The organism is Tepidimonas charontis (genome assembly GCF_007556685.1).
GTDB classification, from domain to species: Bacteria; Pseudomonadota; Gammaproteobacteria; order Burkholderiales; family Burkholderiaceae_C; genus Tepidimonas; species Tepidimonas charontis.
Genome location: NZ_VJON01000009.1, coordinates 19,002 through 45,390, shown reverse-complemented (window position 1 = coordinate 45,390; position 26,389 = coordinate 19,002). Strand labels below are relative to the sequence as shown.

Annotated in this window: 22 protein-coding genes and 1 pseudogene; 14 read left to right on the top strand and 9 right to left on the bottom strand. The window is 68.3% G+C overall.

From position 1 onward, the window contains the following. Positions 1-134: 134 nt before the first annotated feature. Positions 135-2,630, bottom strand: a complete 2,496-nt coding sequence (locus tag Tchar_RS04370) for a Lon protease family protein (protein WP_144327861.1) — start codon at positions 2,628-2,630, stop codon at positions 135-137. 68 nt (positions 2,631-2,698) lie between these two features. On the opposite strand from Tchar_RS04370, the gene Tchar_RS04365 reads away from it, so the two are divergent. Together Tchar_RS04365 and Tchar_RS04360 are read left to right on the top strand one after the other, a co-directional pair. Beyond that, complete coding sequence (locus Tchar_RS04365) at positions 2,699-3,838, top strand: hypothetical protein (RefSeq protein WP_144327860.1); 1,140 nt, start codon at positions 2,699-2,701, stop codon at positions 3,836-3,838. Positions 3,839-3,967: 129 nt separating this feature from the next. Further along, a complete protein-coding gene (locus Tchar_RS04360) occupies positions 3,968-4,816 on the top strand; it encodes a UPF0149 family protein (protein ID WP_144327859.1) in 849 nt (282 codons plus the stop codon). Positions 4,817-4,896: 80 nt separating this feature from the next. Here the strand turns inward: Tchar_RS04360 and Tchar_RS04355 are convergent, their stop codons facing one another. From Tchar_RS04355 to Tchar_RS04335, 5 genes are all read right to left on the bottom strand, one after another. Further along, positions 4,897-5,442: a CinA family protein gene (locus Tchar_RS04355; RefSeq protein WP_144327858.1), complete on the bottom strand. Its 546-nt coding sequence runs from the start codon at positions 5,440-5,442 to the stop codon at positions 4,897-4,899. 223 nt (positions 5,443-5,665) lie between these two features. Next, positions 5,666-6,226: a phosphatidylglycerophosphatase A family protein gene (locus Tchar_RS04350; protein WP_236640211.1), complete on the bottom strand. Its 561-nt coding sequence runs from the start codon at positions 6,224-6,226 to the stop codon at positions 5,666-5,668. Next, the gene (locus Tchar_RS04345; protein ID WP_144327856.1) at positions 6,223-7,095 is read right to left on the bottom strand and encodes an NUDIX hydrolase; all 873 of its coding nucleotides are present in this window, start codon (positions 7,093-7,095) and stop codon (positions 6,223-6,225) included. Before Tchar_RS04345 ends, Tchar_RS04350 begins: the two co-directional genes overlap by 4 nt. Then, positions 7,092-8,138 carry a thiamine-phosphate kinase gene (gene thiL / locus Tchar_RS04340; RefSeq protein ID WP_144327855.1) on the bottom strand — a complete coding sequence of 349 codons (1,047 nt, stop codon included), beginning with the start codon at positions 8,136-8,138 and terminating at the stop codon, positions 7,092-7,094. The genes Tchar_RS04345 and thiL overlap by 4 nt, the downstream gene beginning before the upstream one ends. A 36-nt stretch (positions 8,139-8,174) precedes the next feature. Beyond that, positions 8,175-10,115: a site-specific recombinase gene (locus Tchar_RS04335; protein WP_236640209.1), complete on the bottom strand. Its 1,941-nt coding sequence runs from the start codon at positions 10,113-10,115 to the stop codon at positions 8,175-8,177. Positions 10,116-10,265: 150 nt separating this feature from the next. On the opposite strand from Tchar_RS04335, the gene rpe reads away from it, so the two are divergent. The 8 genes and pseudogenes from rpe to Tchar_RS13955 all read left to right on the top strand — a co-directional run. Continuing rightward, positions 10,266-10,970 (top strand): ribulose-phosphate 3-epimerase, encoded by a 705-nt coding sequence (gene rpe / locus Tchar_RS04330; RefSeq protein WP_236640208.1) that lies wholly within the window; start codon positions 10,266-10,268, stop codon positions 10,968-10,970. 375 nt (positions 10,971-11,345) lie between these two features. Continuing rightward, positions 11,346-13,709, top strand: coding sequence for a methyl-accepting chemotaxis protein (locus Tchar_RS04325; protein ID WP_161595448.1), 2,364 nt, complete (start codon positions 11,346-11,348; stop codon positions 13,707-13,709). Positions 13,710-13,839: 130 nt separating this feature from the next. Beyond that, complete coding sequence (locus Tchar_RS04320) at positions 13,840-15,033, top strand: MFS transporter (RefSeq protein WP_144327890.1); 1,194 nt, start codon at positions 13,840-13,842, stop codon at positions 15,031-15,033. 185 nt (positions 15,034-15,218) lie between these two features. Continuing rightward, positions 15,219-15,713: a single-stranded DNA-binding protein gene (locus tag Tchar_RS04315; protein ID WP_144327851.1), complete on the top strand. Its 495-nt coding sequence runs from the start codon at positions 15,219-15,221 to the stop codon at positions 15,711-15,713. A gap of 265 nt (positions 15,714-15,978) precedes the next feature. Continuing rightward, positions 15,979-16,833 carry a sulfite exporter TauE/SafE family protein gene (locus tag Tchar_RS04310; RefSeq protein ID WP_144327850.1) on the top strand — a complete coding sequence of 285 codons (855 nt, stop codon included), beginning with the start codon at positions 15,979-15,981 and terminating at the stop codon, positions 16,831-16,833. 80 nt (positions 16,834-16,913) lie between these two features. Then, positions 16,914-17,879, top strand: a complete 966-nt coding sequence (gene modA / locus Tchar_RS04305; protein WP_236640207.1) for a molybdate ABC transporter substrate-binding protein — start codon at positions 16,914-16,916, stop codon at positions 17,877-17,879. 15 nt (positions 17,880-17,894) lie between these two features. After that, positions 17,895-18,560 (top strand): molybdate ABC transporter permease subunit, encoded by a 666-nt coding sequence (gene modB, locus Tchar_RS04300; protein WP_144327849.1) that lies wholly within the window; start codon positions 17,895-17,897, stop codon positions 18,558-18,560. Further along, a pseudogene (locus Tchar_RS13955) lies at positions 18,557-19,726 on the top strand (ABC transporter ATP-binding protein); the annotation flags it as partial. The gene modB and the pseudogene Tchar_RS13955, both read left to right, overlap by 4 nt. Here Tchar_RS13955 and mnmA read toward each other — a convergent pair. Further along, positions 19,689-21,005 carry a tRNA 2-thiouridine(34) synthase MnmA gene (gene mnmA, locus Tchar_RS04290; protein WP_201739300.1) on the bottom strand — a complete coding sequence of 439 codons (1,317 nt, stop codon included), beginning with the start codon at positions 21,003-21,005 and terminating at the stop codon, positions 19,689-19,691. The pseudogene Tchar_RS13955 and the gene mnmA sit on opposite strands and share 38 nt — an antisense overlap. A 225-nt stretch (positions 21,006-21,230) precedes the next feature. Here mnmA and Tchar_RS04285 point away from each other — a divergent pair, with 225 nt between their 5' ends. Further along, complete coding sequence (locus Tchar_RS04285; protein WP_144327847.1) at positions 21,231-21,515, top strand: hypothetical protein; 285 nt, start codon at positions 21,231-21,233, stop codon at positions 21,513-21,515. Positions 21,516-21,537: 22 nt separating this feature from the next. Next, a complete protein-coding gene (locus tag Tchar_RS04280; protein WP_144327846.1) occupies positions 21,538-21,981 on the top strand; it encodes a hypothetical protein in 444 nt (147 codons plus the stop codon). 76 nt (positions 21,982-22,057) lie between these two features. On the opposite strand, the gene Tchar_RS04275 is transcribed toward Tchar_RS04280, so the two are convergent. Both Tchar_RS04275 and Tchar_RS04270 read right to left on the bottom strand, forming a co-directional pair. Continuing rightward, the gene (locus tag Tchar_RS04275) at positions 22,058-23,311 is read right to left on the bottom strand and encodes a glutamate-5-semialdehyde dehydrogenase (protein WP_408033537.1); all 1,254 of its coding nucleotides are present in this window, start codon (positions 23,309-23,311) and stop codon (positions 22,058-22,060) included. A gap of 86 nt (positions 23,312-23,397) precedes the next feature. Further along, complete coding sequence (locus Tchar_RS04270) at positions 23,398-23,868, bottom strand: MarR family winged helix-turn-helix transcriptional regulator (RefSeq protein WP_144327844.1); 471 nt, start codon at positions 23,866-23,868, stop codon at positions 23,398-23,400. A gap of 190 nt (positions 23,869-24,058) precedes the next feature. Here Tchar_RS04270 and Tchar_RS04265 point away from each other — a divergent pair, with 190 nt between their 5' ends. After that, positions 24,059-25,267 (top strand): 3-hydroxybenzoate 6-monooxygenase, encoded by a 1,209-nt coding sequence (locus Tchar_RS04265; RefSeq protein ID WP_144327843.1) that lies wholly within the window; start codon positions 24,059-24,061, stop codon positions 25,265-25,267. Positions 25,268-25,291: 24 nt separating this feature from the next. Continuing rightward, positions 25,292-26,383 carry a cupin domain-containing protein gene (locus Tchar_RS04260; RefSeq protein WP_144327842.1) on the top strand — a complete coding sequence of 364 codons (1,092 nt, stop codon included), beginning with the start codon at positions 25,292-25,294 and terminating at the stop codon, positions 26,381-26,383. Positions 26,384-26,389: the final 6 nt, after the last annotated feature.

Genomic DNA, 26,389 nt, shown 5'->3' with positions numbered 1-26,389 from the left:
GTGAGGGAATCTCGGCATCCGCATCGAAGACGATGCCGTGGTCACTGCCGCCGGCTGCGAACTGATCACCCACGACGTGCCAGTGGAGCCCGACGCCATCGAGGCCTTGATGCGGGGGTAAACGGCGCGCCGATCTAGCGCCGCCGCCAGGCGCGCGGATTGCCGGCGCGCAGACAGGCACGGCGATACGCCACCAAAGTGGCGGCGGCGCGCCCCAAGACTGAGTCGGGGTGAAATTCGGGCGACGCGCCGTCTGCGTGGTCGGCCGCCGCCAAAGCGCCCAGCGCGGTGGGGTCGGCAGCGCCAAACGGTACCCCAGTCAGCAAGGTCATGCCGTCGGCCACGTGATCGACCGCCCAGACGTGAAAGCAGCCTGCGGCCACCGCTTCGCAGACGTCGTCGGCCAACATCAGGTGGCGGCGGTTGCGCGCCGGAATCAGCACGCCTTGGGTGCCGTCCAGGCCCGCCTGTGCACAGACACGGTAAAACCCCTCGATCTTCTCGTTGACACCCCCGATGGGCAACACCTCGCCAAACGGGTTGATGGCCCCGGTGACGGCAATCCCCTGGCGCAGCGGCACACCCGCCAGCGCCGACAGCAGCGCATAGAACTCGGCACAGGAGGCCGAGTCGCCCTCGATGCCGCTGTACTCCTGCTCGAACATGATGGAGGCCGTCAAGGCCAGCGGCGCCAGCGGTGCAAACAAGGCCGACAGATAGCTGTGCAGGACCAAAACGGCCTTGTCGTGGATGGGCCCCGAGAGCTCGACTTCGCGCTCGATGTTGAGCAAGCCCTCCTGCCCCGGTAAGGTGCGCGCCGCCACCCGAATCGGTGCGCCAAACCGATAGTCGCCCAAATCGACGACCGCCAAGCCGTTGAGCTGCCCCACCCGTGCGCCATGGACGTGCACCACGCGGTCGCCGTCGGCGATCGCCTCGCGCAGACGCTCGTCAGGGTAGTCGTGGCGGCGGTTGCGCGCGGCAATCGCCGCCTCGACATCGCCGCGCTCGACGCGGCGTGCCGCGCGCGCTTGCGCCACGGTGGCGGCCTCCACCACCAGCGCCTCGGTGCGGCCGAAGGCGGCGCTTTGGCGGCGCTGGTCTTCGGCCTCGCGGTGGCTGTCCTCGATCAGGCGCGCCACGGCGTCGGCACTGAACGGCGGCAGCCCCAGCCGGCGCGCGGTGTGGGCAACGAAAACGCCGGTGGCGCGCCGCGTCTCGTCGGTGGCGACGAACGTCTCGGCAAAGTCTACCTTTATGCGGAAGTGGCGCGCGAACTCCGGATCGGCCTCCTGCAGCGCATAGAACTGCTCGTCGGAGCCGATGAGGACGATCTTGACGTCCACGTCCACCGCTTCCGGCTCCAGCGAGGTGGTGGCCAGCGCCGAAAACATCGTGCCCGGCTCCTCGATCTGCAGCCGACCGCTGCGCAGGAAGCGGCGCAGCTTCTCCCACACCAGTTCGTCGGCCAGCAGGTCGCGCAGGTGCAGCATCAGGAAGCCGCCATGGGCACGCAGCAGGCTGCCGGCGCGGATGCGCGAAAAATCCGTCACCAGCACGTCGTTGTCGGTTTGATATTCGATGCTGCCAAACAGCGGCCGGTACAGCGGGTTGTCCTCGATGATGACCGGCGCCCCCTGTTGGTCGGCGTTGTCCACCACCAGGTTGACGCGATAACGCTGTAGCCGCCGCTCCAGTGCATCGCGTCGCTCGGCGTCATCGTCCTCATCTGCGGGCTCGAACAGCTCCAGATATTGCAGCACGTCGCGCTCGACGGCGTCGAGCCACTGGCCAAGCTTGCGCGTGTCTTTGATCTGTTTGCGCAGGCCTTGCCGGATGGCGTCGAGCTCGCGGTCCAGCAGTGGGCGCACCGCCTGCTGGCGCAGCGCCCCCACGCCCTCGCGCAGGGCGCGCTCCAGCCCGGCGGTGACCTCCAAAAAACGCAAGATTTCGGCGCGCAGCTCACGTTCGCCTTCGTCGTAGGCGGCGCGGCGCTCAGCGTCGAGCGCTGCCAGCGCCTCGGCGGTGAGCGGCTCGCCCCGGTCGTCCAGCAAGGTGAAGATCAGCTGCCCGCTTTCACGCCGCAGCGCGAAATGGCGCTGCCGCGCGAAGGCCGACAGCGCGGCAAACGCCTCGGTCTCGCGGTCACTGTAGGTTTTTTCCAGCGCCGACAGCGCCGCCTTGAACGAGGGCTCACTCAAGCGCTTGGGAATTTCCACCTGCAGCAGCTGGCAGAACTCGGCCATGCGCTGGCGCAGCTGGCGTCCTTGTCCCGCCGGCAGACGCAACGCGCGCGGACGCTCGGGCGTCGAAAAATTGTGCAAATAGCACAAATCGGGCGGCACCGGGCGCTGCGCCGCCACCGCGCGCATCTCCTGCGCCAGCAGGGTAGAGCGCCCCGTGCCCACCGCCCCCAACACGAACAGGTGCGTATGGGGCTGATCCAGCGTCAGACCGAAACGCGCCGCCGTCTGCGCGCGTGCCTGCCCGATCCAAGGCAGCGGCTCGTGCGCCAGCTCATCGGTGCTCGCAAAGCCCAAGGACGACGGATCGACCCGCAAGCGCAACGCCTGCGCAGGCAAGGCAACGATCCGCGCGGCGACGGAGGGAATAGGCACATCATTGGACATGGGGGCCAGTCTAGCGCCATTCGTCGGGCCTGCCTGCACGCGAGCGCGGCGCCACCGATATTCTGGACATGCACATCACCGACAGCCACTTGGTCTGGCACGCGCATGCGCAGGCCCAGCGCCACACCACCGTGCAAGAGCGCTTGCAGGCGTGGTCGGGTAGCGGCGCCGGTGCCGAACCGCGCGTCCAGCGGCCAGCGACCCCGCAGCCGCTGCCGATGGCGCACGGACCCAAGGGCACGTCCCGCCAGGACCAGCGCGCCGCCATTGCAGCAGCGCCGATGCGCGGGCAACCCGCCGCCACGCACGGCGAAACGCTCGCGACCAACCGACGCGACCGCACCACGGACGGTACCGCCGCCACCCGCAACGCGGGCGATGACCCCACGCTCGACCCCAGCTTGCGCACGCTGGCGCGCATGATCGAAGCGCTCACCGGCCTCAGAGTTCGCGTCTTCCGGGCCGAGGCGCTGCACACCTCGGCCTCGCTCGACGTGGCGGTCGATGCGGCCGCCGCGGCGACATCACCCGACTCGGTCGGCTCGGTGGGGTGGGGATTGATCTACGACCGCGTCGAGATTCACGTCGCCGAACAGCACCTGACGTTTCAGGCCAGCGGGCACGTGGCGCTGGCAGACGGCCGCCAGATCGACTTCGCACTCGATTTCGCCCTGCACAGCACCACCGTCGACGTGCGCGCGCTGTCGGTGCGCGCCGGCGATGCGGTGCAGCGTCTCAAAGATCCCTTGGTACTGGCGCTCGATGCCGGTCTGCCCGCCCTCTCCGACCTCCGATTCGCATTCGATCTGGATGCCGACGGCACGCTGGAGAGCATTCCTTTCGTCGCCACCGGCAGCGGTTTTCTGGCCCTGGACCGCAACGGCAATGGGCGAATCGACGACGGACGCGAGCTTTTTGGTGCGCTCACTGGCGACGGATTCGCCGAGTTGTCCGCCCTGGACGACGACGGCAACGGATGGATCGACGCGGCCGATGCAGGCTTTGCGCGCTTGCTGGTGTGGACGCGCGACGGTGCCGGCACCGAGCGCCTGCAACCCCTGGGCGACGCCGGGGTCGGTGCCTTGCACCTGGGGCGTGTGGCGACGCCGTTCGCTCTGGGCGAGGCGGGCCGGCTGCGCAGCAGCGGCATGTACCTGACGGAAGACGGCAACGCACGCTTGATGCAGCAAATCGACCTGGTGGTGTAAGCCCGCTGCGCGGCCAACGGCCGATCCGCATGCCCCTCCGGCATTTGGGCCCCCGCAACGGCAGGCCCAGCCCCCACGACACCGACGACCGGTCAACGGCCGGCGTGGCCCTCTTGCTACACTGCGGTGATGTCTGCACCTGCCCACCCCGAAGGGCTGCCGCCCACCGCCCTGAACGCGCCTCTGAGCGACGACGATTTCGAGCAACTCGAAAGCATTCTGGACGACCTGAAGTCGCGCCATGCCAGCGTCCCCACGACCTGGGAGTATTGCGACGGGTTTCTGACGGCGCTGCTGTGCTGCCGCCGTCTGATCCAGCCCAGCGAGTACTTCCCGGTGCTGTTCAGTGGTGGCGATCCGGCGCAACGCAGTGCCTCCGGCTTGGGCGACGTGGAATTTCGCGACGAGGCCCAATTCGAAACTTTCATTCAGCTGTGGATGCGGCGCTGGAACCAGGTGGCCCAGGCGCTGCAGCAGCCCATCGAAACCCTGACCGACGACGGAGGACTGGAGCCCTACGTCATCGATCTGCGCTCAATCGTGGCCGGCCTGCCCGAGGAGCGGCGTGCCGAGGCGCTGGCCACCTTGGACGACACGACCCTACCCGCCTTTGCCCAGATGTGGGCCCTGGGTTTCATGGACGCGGTCGAGGCCTGGCCAGAGGACTGGCGCACGCCGCGCGACCGCGAGCTGGGCCCGATCTGGGAAGATGCCCTGCGGGCGATTGCCGACCTGCTGGACGACGACACGGCCCCTCCCGAAATCAACCCCATCGACGACAACGGTCCACCGAGCATGAGCCTGGATCGCCTGCAGCGCTTTCATGAGGCGGTGCTGGCCTGCTACGACCTGCACGACGTGGCACGCGAGCTCGGCCCGCCGGTGGCCACGGTGCGCAAAGCGCCCGAGCCCGGCCGCAACGACCCGTGTCCGTGTGGCAGCGGCAAGAAGTACAAGAAGTGCTGCGGTGCGGCGTAGGCTGCCGTTTCAACCCGCTGCCGGCATCGGTACCCTCACGCGCTTGATGCCACGAACCACCATTCGGTCAAACGTGGGTCTCATCTGCCCCCAGCGTCGGACACGCGAACCCGCCTAACCAAACCCGCCAGCGCATACTCGACCGCCGCCGCGCGCACCGCGGCGCGGTCGCCGTCGAAGCGCATCCCCTCGGCATCGACCCGCCCATCCACGCACCAGCCAAACCAGACCGCGCCCACCGGCTTGGCTGCACTGCCGCCCGTGGGCCCGGCAATGCCGGTGATGGCCAACGCCACCTGCGTTTGGGTGGCCAGCGCGGCACCATGGGCCATGGCGCGTGCCACCGGCTCGCTGACCGCCCCGTGGGTGGCGAGCAGCGCGGCGTCCACCCCCAGTTGGGCCACCTTGGCGGCGTTGGAGTAGGTGACAAAGCCGCGCTCGAACCAGTCGCTCGATCCCGCCAAGGCCGTGCAGCACGCCGCCACCAGGCCCCCGGTGCAGCTCTCGGCGGTGACCAAGTGCCAGCCGCGCGCCCGCAACGCCGTGGCCAGATCACCCAACAGCGGCCACACCGCCGCCGGCACCCACAGCAGCGGTGCGGTACCTGGGGAGTCGTCACAAGCCATAGGTTCGTTTATTCCGCATCAACAGCATCTCGCATCAATAACTGTCCATCGGCCCGAGCGGGGTCTGTAGAAATACCCAGGCTTGCCGTGGACGTCGCGTTTGCAAGCGCCCGGACCAACATGAGCGCACCACCCCGGGGCACGGCTTACCTTGAACCGGACCTGCGCCGATACCGTGGCAGGCCAGAACAGGGGGGTCACGCGGCGCGATGGTCATGGCCGCTCACCCACCGAAGACGAAGCGCCACAGTGCGATCACCAGCAGCGTACAGAACGCCGCCACCAGGTCGTCGAACATCACACCCCAGCCGCCGCGCCAGCCCGTTCCTTTGAAGACGTGGTCGGCCCACGCCACGGGGCCCGGCTTGGCGGCATCAAAGAAGCGAAACAGGGCAAAGCACACCGTCTGTCCCCACAGACTGGCGGGAGCGGCCATCCACAGCACCAACCAAAAGGCCACCACCTCGTCGATGACGACGAAGCCGGGGTCGGCGATGCCGGTGCGGCGCGCGGTGGCGGTGCTGGCCCACCAGCCCAGCAGCAAAGCGCATGCGATGATGGTCGCCCAGCCGAGGTCGCCCGGGGCGGCCATTGCATCGATGAGCACGAAGGCCGCCCACGCCCACAGGGTGCCGACGGTGCCCGGGGCCACGCGTGCCAGCCCGGCACCGAAAAACAACGCGATGAGGTGCGACAGGCGCGCGCACATGAAGCGCGCCGAGGGCACCGGCCACGGCAGGGCCAGCTCGGGGCGGGAAGTGCGCTCGGGCGTGGGGTCGTTCATCGAAACCATCCTTCAAAACCGTCGTAGGGCTCGAAGCGCCCTCCCACCCAGCGCAGGCGCGTTGGCCCGGGCAAGGCGCGCTCGCGCACCGGGTGGCGTGCATCACCGGGGTAGCAGATGGCGCGCTCGCCGCCGTCGTCGAACGTCTCGGGCAGGATGCAGGGCGGCGTGCGGTGGGCCGCCGCGGCCCACGCGCTGGCGACATCGGCATGACGCGCCAGCTCAGCCAACCCCATCAGTTGCGGTGGAATCAGCTCGATCTCGCGCGCCCAGTAGCGCTGCAGCGCCTGGCGCGGCGTCAGCCACAGGGTGTCGGTCATCTCGCGCGCGTCGTGGCTGGCGTGCCCGCCCGCGGGCAAGCGGGCCAGAAAGAAGCGTGTATCGAAGCGCGGCGTGCCCACTGGCGGGCGACGCGGCGTGATCCAGCGTGACCAGGGGCGCAGGGCTTGGGTGCGCAAACGCACGCCTGCGGCGACCAGCATCTGCCGCCACCCGAGCGCCGCAGCGTCGCGCGCCACACCGCTGAAGCGCTCGGGCGCATCGACCAGCGCCACGCCAGCCTCTTCCCACAGCTCGCGCGCCGCCGCCACGTAGAGGGCCTGGGCCTGGGCCGGACTGAGGGCCGGCTCGGCCAACGGTACCGTCAGCGCCGCCGCTGGGGTGTCGAGCAGCGGCGCCCAGGCCGGATCGGCGTCGTCGTCATCGACCTTGCCGCCCGGAAACACATATAGCCCGCCCAGTACGCGCGATTGCGCATGGCGCCGCTGCAGCAGCACTTCCAGCCCCTGCGGGCCGTCGCGCAGCAGAACCACCGAGGCCGCCGCACGTGGGCATTCTTCGGCGGTCGGGTCGGACGTGCGGTCGTTCATGGGGCGATGGTAGCGAAATGGTCGAAGCCGTCCAGCCGCACACCGGGCGGCAGTGGGTAAGGGGCGCCGTCGGCATCGACCAAGCGCACGCGCTGCGCACCGTCGGCCAGCGCGTGGGCGGCTGGGGCGCCCGGCACGATGCGGCCCACCCGCGTCACCCGCGCGCCGACGCGTTGCGCCGCTCGTTCGATGGCGCTGCGCTGCGAAGGTGCCGCTGTGAACACCAGTTCGTAGTCGTCGCCGCCCGCCAGCGCCGCCGACAGCGCCGGCGCCAGCGGCAGCGCACGCAGCGCCGGGTGCAGGGCGCCCGCCAGCAGCGCGGGCACCTGCAGCTCGGCGGCCACCCCGGAGGCAGCCAGGATGTGGCCCAGATCGGCCAGCAGGCCGTCGCTGACGTCGATGGCGGCGTGGACGAGCCCGCGCAGCGCTAGGCCCAGCGCTACCCGTGGGGTGGGGCGCTCCAGGCGTTGGCGCAGGTAGGCCGCATGGGCAGGATCGGGCCAGGCAGCTGCGTGGCATTGCCCCCGCGCCAGCGCCAGACCGAGGCTGGCGTCACCCAGTGTGCCGCTGACCCACAGGTCGTCGCCGATGCGCGCACCGTCGCGCCGACTGGCCTGCGCGGCGGGCACCTCGCCGAACACGGTCAGGCACAGGTTGAGTGGCCCGGCGGTGGTGTCGCCGCCCACCAAGGTGCAGCCGTGGGCATCGGCCAAGGCAAACAGGCCGCGCGCCAGCGCCGCCAGCCAATCCGCATCGGGCCGGGGCAGCGCCAGCGCCAGCGTAAATCCCAGGGGACGCGCCCCCATGGCGGCCAGATCGCTCAGATTGACCGCCAGCGCCTTGTGACCCAACGCCTCGGGATCGACATCGGGCAAAAAGTGGCGCCCCGCCACCAGCATGTCGCTCGATACCGCCAGCGCCATGCCGGGCGCCGGCGCCAGCAGCGCGCAGTCGTCGCCGTTGCCCAGCAGCACGCCGCTGCCGTCGGGCCGTATGGCCGCGGCGCGCCAGAAGTGGGTGCGGATGAGGTCGAATTCGCCCATCGCCCTGATTCCGTGCCCCTGGTTGCCGCACGCGCCTCAACCGCGCGGCGCAGGCTCGGACGCCGGGGGCCAGAAAAAGCTGCCCGGTGCCTTGCGCCAACGGTACAGCAGCGCCTGACGGATGCGTTGGCGGTTGACCGCGTTGATGCCCTGCGCCTTGAGCGCCAGCCGAAATGCCAGGTAAAAGCTCACCGCCAAATTGATGGGCCCAACCAGCAGGGCCGCCAGCAGCGCCGACAGAACGTCCCATTGCATCAGGGCTTGCGGGCCGAGTGCGACCAGCGCCGCCGTGAGCTGCCCGGTCACCAAAGTCACGTGACGCACGTCGAAGCCCAGGCCGAAAAAGCCCAGTAGGGCGGGTACCAGCCCCAGCAGCAGGCCCAGGGAGACGTTGGCTGCCAGCCCCGAGATGTGGCTGCGCAGCCAGGCTGCCCAGCGCTGGGCCCGTTGCGGCCCCAGCCAGCGTATCCAGGCCGGATGGTGGGCCAAAGCGGTGTCGAGCCGGTACAGCACGAAGGCGTTTTCCGCCCAGCCCGCCATTAGACTGCTGGCAAACAGCAGCACGCCGGTGCCGGCGGCAAACAACAGGGTGGGCCCCCAGAGTTGGTGGGTCGCAATTAAGTGCAGCGCCTTGGCCTCATCGACGAGATGGCTGCCACTCACACTGCGCCACCCCCAGTCGAGCAGCCACACCGTCGGGACGACCGCCAGCAAATTGCCAGCGATGGCTGCGACTTGCGATCGCAACAGGTGCGCGATCTCGTCGACGAACCGCAGCACCGCCTCGCGACTGTGCAGGTGCTTCAAACGAGCGGCCAAGGCCGGGGCCGTCATCGCCGGCTGCTTGGTCGCCACCGTCCAATGCAAAAGCATGATGAGCACAAACCACGCCGCGTAATTGAGCCCCGCCACCAAGCCGCCCCAAAAGGCGCTCAGGCCCAATGCGGTCAGTGCCAACTTGCTCCATGTGGTCAGACCCAGTACCGCACCACCACCGAGCGCACGACGTAGCATCGCCCAGTACTCGGTGCGGTTACGGCTGATGTAGTGCTCCCCGGTCTCGGCATTGCGCTCGGCCACCCGTTGCGCCAGCAGCTGCGACGTCCGCGCCACCAGGGGACCGATGCGGCGCGCCTGGTGGTTGGCACGCACCAGCCGCGCCAGCAGATGCATCGCTGCCCGCTCCGGGTTGGGACTGGCCAGCGCTTCCAGCAGGCGCTTGGCCCGCAAAACACGCTCACGCAGTTGGTGCAGGCGAAACACCACGGCCGTGGAAATGCCATGCTCATCCAAATGGGCATAGGCGGTGTAGGCCGCGTGGCGGCACGCATCCAGCGCGGCACGCAGCGCATCCACCGCAGCCTGGGTCGGCGCAGCGTGGGGGCCGTGCGCGCGCACGGTGCTGCGCAAGGCATCCAGGTTGCGCGCCAGGCCCTCGAAAGCACGCAGACGGCGTGATGCCGGCACCATACGCTGCCACACCTCCGGCTCTACCAAGGTGACCGCCACGTGCGCTGTGCAGATGGCCAATGCGTCTAGCAAGACGCCACGCCACACGACCGGCACCGGCGGCGCACCGTTGCCCTCAGGTGCCAGCAGTTGCTGCAGACGCTGCACCTGCCGCGCCGGTATCGCCGCCAGCCAGCGGGCGTCGCGCTCGTCGTCGAATACCCAGCCAAACCATTCGGAGCTGTCGGTGGTGCGTGGCGACACCGGCAGCAGATGTCGGCGCAGGCGATGCGCCAACTCAGCAACGAACTCGGGCCGGCGCGCAATCCCTTCATCGGCCAACAACGGAGCCCAATCGGCGGCCGCCGCGCCCAAGCGCTGCCACGCGTGCGCCAGACGCGCTTGGGCCTGCGCATCGGCCTCAACGGCCTGCAGCCACGCTTGCAGTCGGGCCAGCACTGCCCGCACGTCCGTCCCCTCGCCACGCAGCCAGGCCACCCAGGCGCGCAACCACAACCGCACAGTCACGCCATCGGCGTCAGTAGCGGGGGCCAATAAATCCGCGGGGGGCACGTGAGGCGGCGTCTGTGGCATCGGAAAAGCTGATGGTTGGCGTTGCGAAACCCCAATGGTAGCCGCCGTGCGTGATGGAGAAAAAAGCCGACAATAGGGCGCTGGATGCAACGTCGTTTTGTCGCCATGACTGCCCGCACCTACCGTATCGCCCCATCCATCCTGTCGGCCGACTTTGCCCGTTTGGGTGAGGAAGTGCGCAGTGTGATTGCCGCTGGCGCCGACTGGATTCACTTCGACGTGATGGACAACCACTATGTGCCCAACCTGACCATCGGCCCGGGGGTGGCGCAGGCGCTCAAACCCCATTGCACCACTGCTGACGGTCGCCCGGTGCCGCTGGACGTGCATCTGATGGTGCAGCCGGTCGACGCCCTGGCGCAGATGTTTGCCGATGCGGGCGCCGATCTGATCAGTTTTCACCCCGACGCCAGCACGCACGTGCACCGCAGCATCCAGGCCATCCGGGCGCGCGGCTGCCAGGTGGGCCTGGTGTTCAACCCGGCCACCCCGCTGGATGTGCTGGATTGGGTGATCGAGGACTTGGACCTGATCTTGATCATGAGCGTCAACCCCGGTTTTGGCGGGCAGAGCTTCATCGACAGCGCGCTGCGCAAGGTGGAGCAGGCGCGCCGGCGCATCGACGCCTGCGGCAAGGACATTCGGCTGGAGGTGGACGGCGGCATCAAGGCGGACAACATCCGCCGCGTCGCCGACGCCGGCGCCGACACCTTTGTCGCCGGCAGCGCCATTTTTGGTCAGCCCGACTACAAAGCGGTGATCGGCCGCATGCGCGCGGCCTTGGCGTGAGCCGCTGGACACGCAGCGACAGCGGACGCGCACGCCGCCAAAGGCCACCGGCTCGGTTGAGTCGCTGGACACGCAGCGACAGCGGCTGACGCAGGCGGCAACGGACGAGGACAGACTGGGCTTGCCCGAGCAGGCACGCCCGCCGCCCGAGCCTGCGCGTGTCTGCGCACCCGCAACCTTCGACGCGCCCGGCTTGCTTGTCACAAAAAGAATAAAAAAAGAGACCTCTATTCGGGTTTTCCCGTATGTGCCGTGGGCGCGAATACGGCCGATTTACCGGATACTCATACGCGTCGTATTTCTGAACAGCCTGGGGCTCCCCCTGTTGCGCTCTTGCGCTGCGCGCCCAGCAGCAACCCAGATGAACGTCGACCCATGCTAGGCCCATTGACCGCCCCCGCCGTGGCGCTGCTGCAGCGCATTTCGATGCCCGTAAAAATGCTGGTAATGGCCGCAGTGGTGGTGTTGCCGCTGTTGGCGGTGGCGTGGTTGCTGGCGCTGGACCATTGGCGTGACGCGCAGCAGGCGCGCGAAGCCCGTGCCGGCCTACAGGCGGCGCGGGCCTTGTTGGTGCTGGGCGAACGCTTGCAAACGTGGCGTGACCTGACGGACTATGCGCTCAACAGCGGCAACGACGCCCTCAAGCAACGCCGCGAGGCGGCGCGCGCGCCGTTGCGGCAGGCGCTGGCCGAGGCCGACTCCGCCCTCGCTGGCCACCCCCACTGGAATGTCGAAGGCGCGTGGCTGCCGCTGCGCCAGGCCATCGATAAAAGCGCCGCTGCCGGCGACGACAACCCGCCGGTGCAACATGCCGACACCACGCAGCACCTGGCGCGCTTGCACCGGCTGATTGGCCTGGTGGCCGACTTCTCCCAACTCGAATTGGACGCGGATCCGGTGGTCAGTCACCAGGCGCGCATGGCGCTGTCGGTGCTGCCGGCGGTGCGCGAGGTCTCGAGCATGCTGCGTGGGCGCGGACCGGCACAACTGGCCCACCCCGACGCGATGACCGACTCGGTCATCCTCTCCAACGTGGTGCGGCTGGCTGGCACGACCGACCAGATCACGGCCTTGTTGCCAGCGCTGCAAGAGCGGCTCGACGCCTTGCAGCGGCGTGGCGAGACGGTGCCACCCCAATGGGGCGCGTTTCGCAGCAGCACCGACGAGTTGATCCGTGCCACCGATGCGCACCTGCGCACCGCCGCGATGACCATCGACGCCGCTGACTATTTCAAGCTGGCCGATGCAGCGGTGGCGGCGCAAACCGCCTTGATGAACGAGTTGCTGCAGCGCGCCGAGGCACGCCTGACGGCGCGCTCGACCCAGCGCGAGGTCATGATCGGGGCCATCGCCGCGGTGTGCGCCGTGGTCTTGCTGCTGCTGGCCTACGGCATGGCAGCGTTCTATCGCGCCACCGTCGGCGGCTTGACGCATCTGAACCAGGCCATCGACCGCGCCGCCGAGGGCGACCTCACAGGCGACGCCGTATTGCCTGGACGCGACGAAATGGCCGACATGAGCCAGCGCCTGCGCAATATGCTGGCGCATCTGTCGGAATTGGTGGCCGATGTGCGCAGCGCTGCCGCCGTGCTTGGCCACGTGGGCTTGCAGTTGGTGGAAGACAGCCAGCAACTGGCTGAGCGCACGCAAAGCCAAGCCGCCAGCCTGGAGCAGACCACCTCGAACGTGCGCCAGGTGGCCGACACGGTACAGGCCAACGCCGCCGGCGCGGATGACATCCGGCGCCTGACGGCCCAACTCAATGCCGAAACCGAGCGCGCCAACGAGCTGATGCAGCACACGGTGGGCGGCCTGGGGTCGCTGCAAGCCACCTCGCAGCGTATGACCGAGATCATCGGCACCATCGACGGCATCGCTTTCCAGACCAATATCCTGGCGCTCAACGCGGCGGTGGAGGCGGCGCGCGCGGGCGAGGCCGGGCGTGGCTTCGCCGTCGTGGCCTCCGAAGTGCGGCGCCTGGCGCAGCGCAGTCAAGAAGCCGCCAACGAAGTGCGCCAGCTCATCGACGAGTCCGCGCAGCGCGTGCAAGTCACGGTGAGCGAAATCCACACCGTCAGCGAGGCGATGGCGGCGCTGGTGCGCGGCATCCGTGACATCGCCGCGCGCATCGGCGAGATGGCTGAAGCCAGCCGCCAGCAGAGCACTGCGCTGGCCGAGGTGGTGGCCGCGGTAGGCGACCTCGACAAAGTCACCTATGAAAACTCGGCGATGGTGGAGCGCACCACGCACCGCGCCAACCGCTTGATGCAGCGCACCCACGAACTCGACGAGGCCGTGCGGCACATGAAGCTGCGCCAGGGCACCGCCGACGAGGCCTATCAGCTCGTCAAGAAAGCGGTGGCGCATATCCAAGCCGTCGGCTACGAGCGCGCCAAGGAAGATTTTCAAAACACTCACGGTCCCTTCGTCGACCGCGACCTCTACATCTTCGTGCTGGACCGCGCCGGCACCTACCATGTGATGGGCCTGGACCGCAACAAGGTGGGCACCCGCGTTCACGACGCGCCAGGCATCGACGCCGAGCGCTTCATGGAGGACGCCTGGCATCGGGCCGACCAGGGCGGCGGCTGGATCGAGTACAACATCATCAACCCAGTGACCGGGCAAGTGCGTGCCAAATCGTCGTACGTGGAGCCGCTGTCTCAGGACTTGCTGATCGGCTGCGGGGCGTACCGCAGCGCGCTCACGGCAACGCCAGGCAGCGCCAGCGTCGACTGATGCACACTGGGGTATCGCGGGCGCCGCACGCGATGTGCGGCGCTGCGGCACAATGGCGGTTTTTGAACGTCTGGCTCGACCGCACCGCCGCATGACCGCCTTTGGCGCCGCTTCGCCCACCGCCACCCGCATGACCGCCGATGAGCGCCGCACCAGCGCCGCTTTGGCCGGCATTTTTGCGCTGCGTATGCTGGGGCTGTTTCTGGTGCTGCCCGTCTTCGCGCTGGAAGCAGCGCGCTTGCCCGGCGGACACGACCCCGAGCGCGTCGGCTTGGCCTTGGGTATTTACGGGCTCACCCAGGCGCTGTTGCAGATGCCGCTCGGGCTGGCCTCCGACCGTTGGGGCCGCAAGCGCGTCATCCAGGCGGGGCTGGCGGTGTTTGCCGCCGGCAGCGTCTGGGCAGCGCTGGCCACGCACATCGACCACCTGATCGCAGCACGCGCCCTGCAAGGTGCCGGCGCCATTTCGGCAGCCGTTACCGCGTTGCTGGCGGATTTGACCCGCGACACCGTGCGCACCAAAGCCATGGCCCTGGTGGGCGCCAGCATTGCACTGGTGTTTGCCTTGTCGCTGGTGTTGGCGCCGCCCTTGGCCGGCGCGGTGGGCCTGTCCGGTTTGTTTGCGTTGACGGCCGCCCTGACCCTGCTGGGCATGGCCGTGGTGCAGTGGGGTGTGCCCGCTGAACCGGCGCGCCCGCGCCTGCCCACCCCCCATGCGCTGCGCACCGTACTGCGCGACCCGGCGCTGCTGCGCCTGAACCTGGGTGTGCTGCTGCTGCATACTCTGCAGATGGCGCTGTGGATGGCGGTGCCGGCGCTGCTGGTGCAGGCGGGCCTGCCCAAAGCCGCACACTGGCAGGTCTATTTGCCAGCACTCGTCGTATCGTTCCTGATCATGGGCGGCGTGCTGTTCCGCCTGGAGCGGCGTGGCCATCTGGCCGCCGTGCTGCGCGGCGCCATCGGCTTGTTGCTGCTGGCCCAACTGGCACTGTGGTGGGCCGCCCAGGCGCACGCTGGGCTGCTGGCGCTGGGTCTGACCCTGATGGTGTTCTTTCTGGGCTTCAACACGCTGGAAGCCAGCCAGCCCAGCCTGACCTCGCGCTTGGCGCCACCGTCGGCGCGCGGGGCCGCGCTCGGGGTCTACAACACCCTGCAATCGCTGGGCCTGTTTGCCGGTGGCGCGCTGGGCGGCTGGCTGGCCCAGCACCACGGGCCAACCGCCATTTTTGCCGGCGGCGCCGTGGTGTGCGCGCTGTGGCTGTGCCTGAGCTGGGGCCTGCGGGCGCCCGCACCCGCCGCCGCGGCCACGGCTGCCACGCCGTGACGGCACTGGGGTTGGTCCCCCATCCGACCGCGCCCAGCGCCGCTTGGGGCTGGGCGCAGCGTGTACAGGCCCTGCTCCCCCAACCGGGGGAACTCGCCGCGCCTGCATTGCGGCACAATGCGCTCGTGCACGCGGCCCGGCGCGAGCCGCCGCGCAGCCTCCCCCCTTTTTCCAGGACTTTCGCCATGGCATCCGTCAACAAAGTCATCCTCGTCGGCAATTGCGGCCGCGATCCCGAGATTCGCTACCTACCATCGGGTCAACCGGTGGCCAGCGTCAGCATCGCCACCTCCAGCCGCCGCAAGGACCGCAACACCGGTGAGACGGTCGAGGACACCCAGTGGCATCGCGTCACCTTCTACGACCGACTGGCCGAGATTGCCGGTGAGTATCTGAAAAAGGGCCGCCCGGTCTATGTCGAGGGCCGCCTGAAATACGGGAAGTACACCGGCCAAGACGGCATCGAACGCAACACGGTGGACATCATCGCCACCGAGCTGCAGCTGCTGGGCAGCCGGGAAGGCATGGGCGGCGCAGCCGAGGACGGCGCAATCGCCCCGCGCACCGCCACCCCGGCTGCGGCGCGCAGCAGCGCGCCGGCGGCCAGCCGTGCGGCGCCGGCAGCCACACCGGCGGCGGCCACCGGTTTCGAGGACATGGACGACGACATTCCGTTTTGAGGCCGGCGCGCGTACAACGCCCGGGCTGCGCGGGTCAGTGTCGAATCGACACGGTGCGTCTGATCACACGGCCCGCGGCGTCGCGCAATGGATCATGCTGGACCCGCATACCGATGCCGATCGGTTGGCGGCCCGGCAGTGACCGCCGGCGCGCTGGGCGTGGCGTCTGGGCCGTGGCGCGAGCGTGACGAACGGGTGGCGCCGCGCCCGTGAGGGGATGCGCACTCCAGTGCTTGGTGTTACTCAACCACTCCGGTACCGAGGAATGGACCTGTCTGCGCTGCCCCTCTCACTGGCCACTGCACTGGCAACACCGGCGCTCGGCCAAACACTGGCCCTGGGGGCGGCGGTGGGCATCGTGATGGGGCTGACCGGTGCCGGCGGCGGTATTTTGGCGGTACCGCTGTTGGTACTGGGGCTGCACCTGCCACTCACGCAAGCCGCCCCCACCGGCCTGATCGCGGTATGTGCGGCAGCCACGCTGGCGGCGTTGTTGGGTTTGCGCGAGGGAATCGTGCGCTACCGCGCAGCAGCCTGGATGGGCGTGCTGGGTATGCTGGGGGCACCGGCAGGGGTGTGGCTGGCCGCACGGCTGCCAGCGACCCCGCTGCTGCTGGCCTTCTCGGCCCTGCTGCTCTACGTAGCCTGGCGCAGCTGGCGTGGCCCGGCCCACGAAGCACTGGACACACCGCCTGACCAACCCTGCCGACTCGACCCGGTCCAAGGCCGGCTGCGCTGGACCACGCGCTGCGCGCGTGCGCTGGGCGCCACGGGGCTGGCTGCGGGTGTTCTCAGTGGTCTGTTTGGCGTGGGCGGCGGGTTCGTCATCATCCCGGCGCTGCAACGGTTCAGCGATCTGGACTGGCGCAGCATTCAGGCGACATCGCTGGCCGTGATCGCGCTGGTTTCGGCCAGCGGGGTGGCCGCTGGCGCCCTGCACGGCGCCCTGCCGTGGCCTGTGGCCGCGCCGTTCGGCTCAGCGGCGGTGGCCGCCTTGTTGGCCGCACGCACACTGGCGCGACACGTCCACCCCAAGGTGCTGCGTCGGGCCTTTGGTCTGTTGACGCTCGGCGTGGCGTTGCTGATGCTGATGCGCGCGGCCGGGTACTCGCTCGGTTGAGCGGCTGCCGATCGAGATCCCCCAGATGGCTGGTCATGCACCTGTGCACTACCGCGCACACCTGCGTTATGCTGGGCCCGATGTCCATTGGGCCCGCCGCTGTGACCATCAGCCGCGTGCGGCGCCTGCCGTCCACCGTATCGCTTTCCGTGCAATACGTCACCGCTTCACCGAGTATGCTTGCCCTCACCGATGCGCGCGCGCCCGGCGCGCACCACCGCCTTGCACCGCCCCCATGGCGCCGGCACCTCGGCCTGCGCCGCCGTCACTGGCTGGCGTGGGCGGCGTCGACCGCCCTCGGCTCCGCGCTGTCGCTGGCACGCGCCCAGTCCGGCAACAGTACCACGGTAGTGGCGGCGTCGGACCTGAAGTTTGCGCTGAGTGAAATCGCTGCCCTCTTCGAGCGCAAACATGGCCAGCGGGTGCGGCTCATTTTCGGCTCCTCGGGGCAGTTCACCGCCCAGATCCTGCAGGGTGCGCCGTTTCATGTGTTTCTGTCGGCTGACGAGGCGTTCGTGTATCGACTGGCGGATGCGGGCCTGACCGTCGATCGGGGGCAGCGCTACGCCATCGGACGCATCGGGCTGTTCGTGCCGCACGGCTCGCCGTTGAAAGCCGACGGCACGTTGCGCGATCTGGCTGCTGCTTTGCAGGACGGTCGCCTGAAAAAGTTCGCCATTGCCTCGCCCGAGCATGCCCCCTACGGCATGCGCGCACGGGAAGCCCTGCAGCACGCCGGCTTGTGGGCTGCCATACAGCCGCATTTGGTACTGGGCGAAAATATCGCGCAGACGGTGCAGTTCGCCTCCTCCGGTGGCACACAGGGTGGCATCATCGCCTACGCGCTTGCGCTGGCGCCGGAAGTGGCGGCGCGCGGCCACTTTGCGTTGATCGACGCCACGTGGCACCAGCCGCTGGCGCAACGCATGGTACTGCTGCGCGGCGCGCCGCCCTCCGCCCAGGCTTTCTATGCGTTCCTGAGTACCCCCGAGGTCCGAGCGGTGTTGCAGCGCTACGGCTTCGAATTGCCGAGCCCGGCGTCCTGAACCGATGCGTGCGCCATGGACTGGCCTGCATTCGTGCTGTCGCTGGAGTTGGCGGCTGCCACCCTGGCGGTGCTGCTGCCGCTGGGGCTGTGGCTGGGGCGCTGGCTGGCCCGCACCCGCTTACGTGGCAAGGCGCTGGTGGAGGCTGTGGTGGTTTTGCCGCTGGTGCTGCCGCCCACCGTGCTGGGCTACTATCTCTTGGTGACGTTGGGGGCCGGCTCACCGCTTGGGCGCTGGCTGCTGGCGCAGTTCGACCTGCGCTTGACCTTCAATTTTCTCGGCCTGTTGGTGGCCTCGGTCGTGTTCAACATCCCGTTTATCGTGCAGCCCATCCAGCGTGCGTTCGAATCCATCCCGCCACAACTGGCGGAAGCGGCAGCGGTCAGCGGCCTGCGGGCATGGTCCACCTTTTGGCGTATCGAGCTGCCTCTGGTGTGGCCGGGGCTGTTGTCGGCGATGGTGCTGACGTTCGTGCACACTTTGGGCGAGTTTGGGGTGGTGCTGATGGTCGGGGGCAATATCCCGGGTGAGACGCGCACCATCGCGATTGCCATCTACGACCGGGTTCAAGCCTTCGATCTGGCCAGCGCCGACCGCATGGCGCTGGTGTTGCTGCTGCTGTCGCTGGGGGCGGTGGCGGCGTCGTTTTTCGCCGCTGCGCGGCTCATCAAGTCGCGATGAGCACCTCGGTCGCCACGGGCATCCAGCGCGAGCCGGCAGCTGCGCCAGCGGCTCCCGGCGCGGCGCGAACCACCACCGCCGCTGGGGCAGCCCGCGATCGGGAAGGCGCGTTATGGGTAGAGGTCGAACAAGCGCAACCCATGCCGCTGCACGGCGCCTTTGCCTGCCCTCCCGGCGAGGTGGTGGCGCTGGTGGGCCCTTCGGGCGCGGGCAAAACGTCGATGCTGCGCTGCATGGCCGGGTTGATGCGGCCTGCACGAGGACGCATCGTCGTCGCTGGTCAGGTGTGGTTGGACACCGAGGCTGGGGTTTGCTGGCCGCCACAGCGGCGCCACGTGGGGCTGGTCTTTCAAAACTACGCCTTGATGCCGCACCTGAGCGCGCGCGACAACGTGGCCCTGGCGCTGTTGCATCTGCCGCGCCACGAGCGCCAGCGCCGCGCGGCGCAATGGCTGGATCGGGTACGCCTGTCACCCGACCAACAGACGCGCCGCCCCGCCGCCCTATCCGGCGGCCAACAACAGCGCGTGGCGCTGGCACGTGCGCTGGCGCGGGAGCCCGCCCTGCTGCTGCTGGATGAGCCGTTTTCGGCAGTGGATCAGATGACCCGTCAGGGGCTCTACGATCTGTTGGCGGAATTGCGACAGTCGCTGCACATTCCGATCGTGCTCGTGACGCACGATTTGCACGAGGCACGCCAGCTCGCCGACCGGCTGGTGGTGATGGACGCCGGCGTGGTGCTGCAGCAAGGACGGCCCGACCAGATCTACCGCTCGCCGCGCAACGCGCGCGTGGCCGACTTGCTGGGCATCCAAAACCGCTTTGCCGGGCGCTGGCTGGGACCACTGGACGACGCCGACCGCGCCGCCGGGGCGGGTTGGCTGGCGTGGTTGACGCCGGACGGGCAGCCCACTGCGCTGCGCCTGCGCGTGCGCGACAAGGGCAAGCTCAGCCCCGGGCAGGCGGTGACCTGGGTCATTCAGGGCGATGCGCTGCACCTGGGCGAGGAGGCGGCCGGGGCGGTTGGCAGCGGCTTGTGTGCGGTCACGCTGCCCACCCAGGTGGTGGGGCTGCGCCACCTGGGCGAGACCAGCTTCGTCGAGCTGGCGGTGGCGGGACTGGACGGCGTCAAACTGCGCGTGGTGCGCTCGGGTCCGCAGCGTCAGCGCCTGACGCCGGGGCAGTCGGTGCCGGTGCGGCTGGACTGCGCTTGGGTGCATGTGATGCCGATGAAGACCGCGCATGGCGCGCCGGCCGACGCGGCGGCGACTGCACGCGCGCCGGCAGCGGCCGCTGCGTCGCCTCCGATTGATCGATGACCCCGCCGCCCAGACACACCTCGCCGTCGTAGAGCACGGCGCTCTGCCCAGGGGTCACCGCCCACTGCGGCGCATCGAACGTGAGCCGAAAGCCGGTCGCGGTCAGCTGCAGCGTGCAGGCAGCGTCGCTTTGGCGGTAGCGCGTCTTGGCGCTGAAGCGGGCAGCCGTCGGCGCCTCGCCCGCGATCCAGCTCACGTCCTGCGCATGCAGCCAACGCGACTGCAGCCACGGATGATCGTGCCCCTGCACCGCCCACAGCGTGTCGCTGGCCACGTCTTTGCGCGCCACGAACCAGGGTGCGTGCTCGCCCGGTGCGCGCCCCGCGTCGCCCCCTCGGATGCCGCCCAAACCCAAGCCTTGCCGCTGCCCCAGGGTATAAAAACTCAGACCCACGTGGCGCCCGATCTCGCGCCCGTGCTCATCGACGATGGGGCCGGGTGTGCCGTGCAGATAGCGCTGCAAAAACGCGCGAAACGGCCGCTCGCCAATGAAGCAAATACCGGTGGAGTCTTTCTTGCGCGCATTGGGCAGGCCGATCTCGGCCGCCAGGCGCCGCACCTCGTGCTTGTGCAAATGCCCTACGGGAAACAGGGCGCGGCTGAGCTGCGCCTGAGTCAAGCGGTGCAAAAAGTAGCTCTGATCTTTGCCCGGATCGACCCCTTTGAGCAGCTCGAAGCGCCCATCACCGGCGCTGGCCTCATCGGCAGGCACTACCCGCCCATCCGGGGTGACGCAGCGCACGCGCGCGTAGTGCCCAGTGGCGATCTTGTCCGCCCCCAGCCGCATGGCGTGGTCCAAAAACGCCTTGAACTTGATTTCGGCATTACACAGGATATCCGGATTGGGTGTGCGGCCAGCCTCGTACTCGCGCAAAAAGGCGGCAAAGACGCGATCTTTGTACTCGGCGGCGAAGTTGACGTGCTCGATGTCGATGCCGATCACGTCGGCCACCGCAGCCGCATCCAGCCAATCTTGCCGGCTGGAGCAGTAGGCGCTGTCGTCGTCATCTTCCCAGTTTTTCATGAAGATGCCGACGACCTCGTAGCCCCGCTGCTTGAGCAGCCAGGCGCTGACGGCGGAATCCACCCCGCCCGACAGTCCGACGACGACGCGTGGTTTGGTCATGGACGGGATTATCCCTTCATCGAATCGATCCATGTCACCCACACCACCCGCACGCGCGCAGCCAACCACCGCCCGCCGCGGATACGCCGCTTCACTCACCCGTGCTCGCCAGAATGAGCCCGACGAGGAGGGTGTCGGTCACCCTCTATTGCATATGCGAATGATTCGTATTACACTCAAGTCACCCCTGCCGTTCTGCAACGGAGTTTTTCAAGGAGCCCCACGATGACCTCGATACCCCCACTGGCGCCGCTAGAGCCGCTGCTGGCTGGCACGCTTGCGCTGCTCCATTACCACGCGGTGCGCGATGCCGATCGCCCGCTTTGCCCGTATGCAGCTCATAAACTGTCGCGCAATCTGCAACGGTTGGCCGACCATCCCGCCATTTCCGAGGCGCTGGCCATCGTGCTGCACCGTCTTTCACGTGATTGGTTGCAGCGGGCTGCCGTCGCCGGTTGCGCCGAAGCGCCAGATGCCGAAGGCCCAACCGCGCTACCTCCCTTGCACTGAACGGCTTAGTGGAAAACGCGTAATGGATCGAGCCGACAACGACTACACCGTGATTTGCCGGCAGTGGGCCCGTGCACAACGACACGCCGAGCGCGCACAGCGCGAGTGGCACCAAGCAGTCCAGCGCCTGGAGCGTGAAGTGATGCAATTGCGCGGCCAGCTGCTGGCGCTGCGCACGGCGCAACTGTGGGGAATACACGCGCCAGCGCTCTTGCTGCCACGGCCGCGTCGCACCAATCAGTTGCCATTGAGCGCCTCGGCGCGGACAGCCCTGTGTCACATCGGCTGCCACGGCCACGGACACCCGTGGCTCGACACCAGCGGCCACTGCCGCCTACACGGTGGTAACTGCACCAGCGCCGCGGCGCTCGATAGCGATTGGCCGCACCCAGTCGGCGCTCGTGATACCAAGCCGTGCATGACGCTGGTCGACCTCCACGCCACCCCCGAAACACCCCGTCACTGACACGATCACAGCCAAGGCGGCGACGTGTGACGCAACACGTCCGACTACGCCAGCCCTGTGTGGCGCGGCACGCTGCTCACGTGCGCACTTCGCCTTGCCCCAGCACCACGTACTTCAACGAAGTCAACCCGGCCACACCCACCGGCCCGCGGGCGTGAAACTTGTCGGTGCTGATGCCGATTTCCGCCCCCAGCCCATACTCGAAGCCATCGGCGAAGCGGGTGCTGGTGTTGACCATGACGCTGCTGGAGTCCACCTCACGCAAAAAACGTTGCGCGTGGTTCCAGTCGGTGGTCAGGATGGCGTCGGTGTGGTGGCTGGAGTAGCGGTTGATCCAGGCGATCGCCTCGTCCACGCCGTCCACGATCTTGATGCTGATGATGGGCGCCAGGTACTCGGCGTACCAGTCATCCTCGCGGGCGTCGAGCACACGCGCGCCAGGCAGCACGCCCACAATGGCCTTCGCCTCGGGGCAGCAGCGCATCTCCACCCCCTTGGCGGCAAAGATGGCGCCCATGCGCGGCAAAAAGGCCATGGCCACACCGCGCGCCACCAGCAGGCTCTCGGTGGCGTTGCAGGGGCTGAATTTTTGCGTCTTGGCGTTATCGGTGACGCGCAGCGCCAGCTCGATGTCGCACGGGTCGTCTACATAAGTGTGGCAGTTGCCGTCCAGGTGTTTGATGACCGGCACCTTGGCCTCGCGGCTGATGCGCTCGATCAGCCCTTTGCCACCACGCGGAATGATGACGTCCACGTACTCGGGCATGGCGATGAGTTGGCCGACGGCGGCGCGGTCGGTAGTGGGCACGAGCTGCACCGCCGCGCTCGGCAGCCCGGCTTGTTCCAGTGCCTGCTGCACCAGGGCGCTGAGCGCGCGGTTGGACTCGATGGCCTCGGAGCCGCCACGCAAAATGCAGGCATTGCCGCTTTTGATCGACAGCGACGCGGCCTCGATGGTGACGTTGGGGCGGCTTTCGTAGATCATGCCGAAGACGCCGATGGGCACGCGCATCTGCCCGACACGGATGCCGCTGGGCTGCTGCGTCAGGCCGATGATCTCGCCGATGATGTCGGGCATGGCAGCCAGCTGCTCACAGCCCTGGGCGCAGGTTTCGATCACTTTGGGTGTGAGCCGCAGCCGATCCAACATCGGCTCGCTCAAGCCCTCGGCGCGCGCACGCTCCAGATCGACCGCATTGGCCGCCAGCAGCGGCTGCACGTGCGCCCGCAGCAAGGCCGCCAGCGCGCGCAGCGCGGCATTTTTTTGTGCGGCGGTGGCGCGCGCCATGGCGGCGCTGGCAGTGCGCGCCTGTTGGCCCAGGGTGGCCATCAACTCGACGACGGATTCAGCAGGTGTCGCAGCATTCATGGCCTGTGATTGTCGCACCTTGGCCGAGCGTTGGCGTGACCGCCGGCTCAAGTTCCAGCCGCTGGGGCGCGGCTGCAATCGTTGTTCTCGCGTACCAAGCGCTGCAGCAACGCCATGAACAGCGCACGCTCCGCCGGGGTCAACGGGGCCAGAATGCGCGCCTGCGCGCGCTGCATGGCTGGCACCACGGCACGCAAGGTTACCTGCCCCTCGGGCGTCAGCACCAGCCGGCGCACACGTCGGTCGTTCGCATCGGGCTGGCGCTGCAGCCAACCGCGCGCCTGCAAGCGGTCTACCACACCCGCCGTGGTGGATGTATCTTGAGCGATGCGGCTGGCCAAGGTGCGCTGGTCGATGCCCGGCTCGTTGGCCACCGCCTGCAGGGCAGCGTACTGCACCGGGGTGATACCGTGCGCAGCGGTTTCCTGCAAAAAAATCCCCACTGCAATCTGATGCAGGCGACGGATCACGTGCCCCGGCTGGGCATTGAGATCGACGATGGCAGCGGATGCGCTCATGGCTGTGATTGTGCATGCCCCCAGCCTTCGGCAACGCCGCAGTGACACCCAGCTGCCAAGGGATAACCCGTATTTCAAGATCGTGGTGAAATTTTATACTGATCATCAGTGTACTGATAATATGTATGCGCTTAGACATTCACTCCCCGATTCCGTCAATCCTTAACCTCCCGCCCTGGAGCGCCGAGCCATGATCACGTTCGCCGCCCCTCAAACCGAACCCGTGCTCGTCGTCGGCGGCGGCATCGGGGGCTTGGCCGCCGCCCTCGGCTTGGCCCAATTGGGCTATGCCGTGCAAGTCTTCGAGCAGGCGGCCCAGATCGGTGAAATCGGCGCCGGCATCCAACTCGGGCCCAACGCCTTTTCGGCCCTGGACGCCCTGGGCGTGGGGGAACGAGCGCGCTCGCGAGCCGTCTACATTGATGAGCTGGTGATGCACGACGCGTTGGACACCAGCCTGGTGGCCCGGGTGCCCACCGGGGCCACATTTCGTGCGCGCTTTGGCAATCCGTATGCGGTGATCCATCGCGTGGACGTGCACGCCGCGCTGCTGGAGGGTGTGCAGGCCAGCGAGCGCGTGTGCCTTCACACCGACACGCGCATCGTGCGCGTCGAGCCCGACGACATCGGTGTAACGATCATCGACCAGCGTGGCCAGCGCTGGCGCGGCCAGGCGCTGATCGGGGCCGATGGGGTGCGCTCGGTGGTGCGGGCGCAATTCGTCGGCGACCCGCACCGCGTCACCGGCCACGTCGTCTACCGGGCCGTCGTCGATCGAGCGGACTTTCCCGAAGCGCTGCAATGGAACGCGGCCAGCCTGTGGGCCGGGCCCCGCTGCCATCTGGTGCACTACCCGCTGCGCGGCGGCCAACAATACAACGTCGTCGTCACCTTCCACAGCCGCGAGACGGAAGAATGGGGGGTGCGCGAGGGCAGTCGAGAAGAGGTACAAAGTTATTTCCAGGATATCCATCCGCTGCCGCGCCAGCTCATCGATCTGCCCCGGAGCTGGAAACGCTGGGCGACCGCGGACCGAGACCCGATCGAGCACTGGGTGTTCGGGCGGGTGACGATTCTGGGCGACGCCGCCCACCCCACGACGCAGTACATGGCACAGGGGGCCTGCATGGCGCTGGAAGATGCGGTGACTTTGCGCGAGGCGCTGCGCCACACCGATCACGATTGGGCGGCGGCGTTGGACCTGTACCAACGCAACCGCGTAGCGCGCACCGCCCGCGTGGTGCTGAGCAGCCGAGAAATGGGCCGTATCTACCACGCCAGCGGGGTGGAGCGCCTGATCCGCAATCAAATGTGGCGCGACCGTCCCGCCGAGCGCTTCTACGACGCCTTGGAATGGCTGTACGGCTGGCACGTCGGCAGCTGCCTGCAACAGGGCTAAACCACCCGAACAAGGAGACCCCCGATGAGCGACCGCCTGGGCCGTCTGGACGAACTGCCCGCCGACTACCGTGACGAACTGCGTCAATACCATCTGGTGCCGCTGTGGCCGAACCTGCGCGCGCTGCTGCCCGCCAACCGGCCAGCGCGCGCCACCCAGGCGGTGCACTGGTCCTACGCAGCGCTGCGCCCCTTGTTGCTGCGCGCCGGCGAACTCACCCCCATCGACAAGGCCGAGCGACGCGTGCTGGTGCTGGCCAATCCCGGCCACGGTCCCGAGGCCCTGCAAGCCACCCCAGCGATTTACTTGGGTATGCAGCTGCTGCTGCCGGGCGAATGGGCGCCCGCCCACCGCCACACCCCCAATGCGGTGCGCATGGTGGTGCAGGGTCAGGGTGCCTGGACTGCGGTCGACGGTGAGCGCTGCCCCATGCAGCGCGGCGACCTGATTCTGACCCCGTCGGGCCTGTGGCACGAGCATGGCCACGACGGCACCGAACCCGTGGTTTGGCTGGACGTGCTGGACCTGCCGTTGATCTACGCGCTGGAGGCCAGCTACCACGAAACCGGCACACGCCAACACACCCACGCCCGCCACGGCGAGCGCGGTTGGACGCGCGCCGGCTTGGCGCCGACCACCGTATTCGCCCGTGACAATCCCCGCACCCCACTGCTGCGTTATCCCTGGGTGGAGACCCGCGCAGCGCTGCTGTCGCTGGCGGCGGACGACCCCCAGCGCGCCTGCGTGCAACTGACCTACACCAACCCCGCCACCGGCGAAGACGCGCAAAACATACTGGGCTTTTACGCCCTGATGCTGCGCCCCGGCCAAACGCTTACCCTGCCGGCGCGCTCGCCCGCGCAGGTGTTTCACCTCATCGATGGGGCCGTGGACGTCACCATCGGCGCACAAACCTTCTCGCTGGACGAAGCCGACACCTGCTGCGCCCCCGGTTATGAACTGGTGACGCTGCGCAACCGCTGCATCGAGCGTCCCTCGTTTCTGTTTATCGCCGATGAAGCACCCCTGCACCGCAAACTCGGCATCTACGAAGTGTGCGACGACCCCACCCGCCCTACGGTCGGCCATGGCGTACCATTGGCACCTGCCGCCTGATGCGCT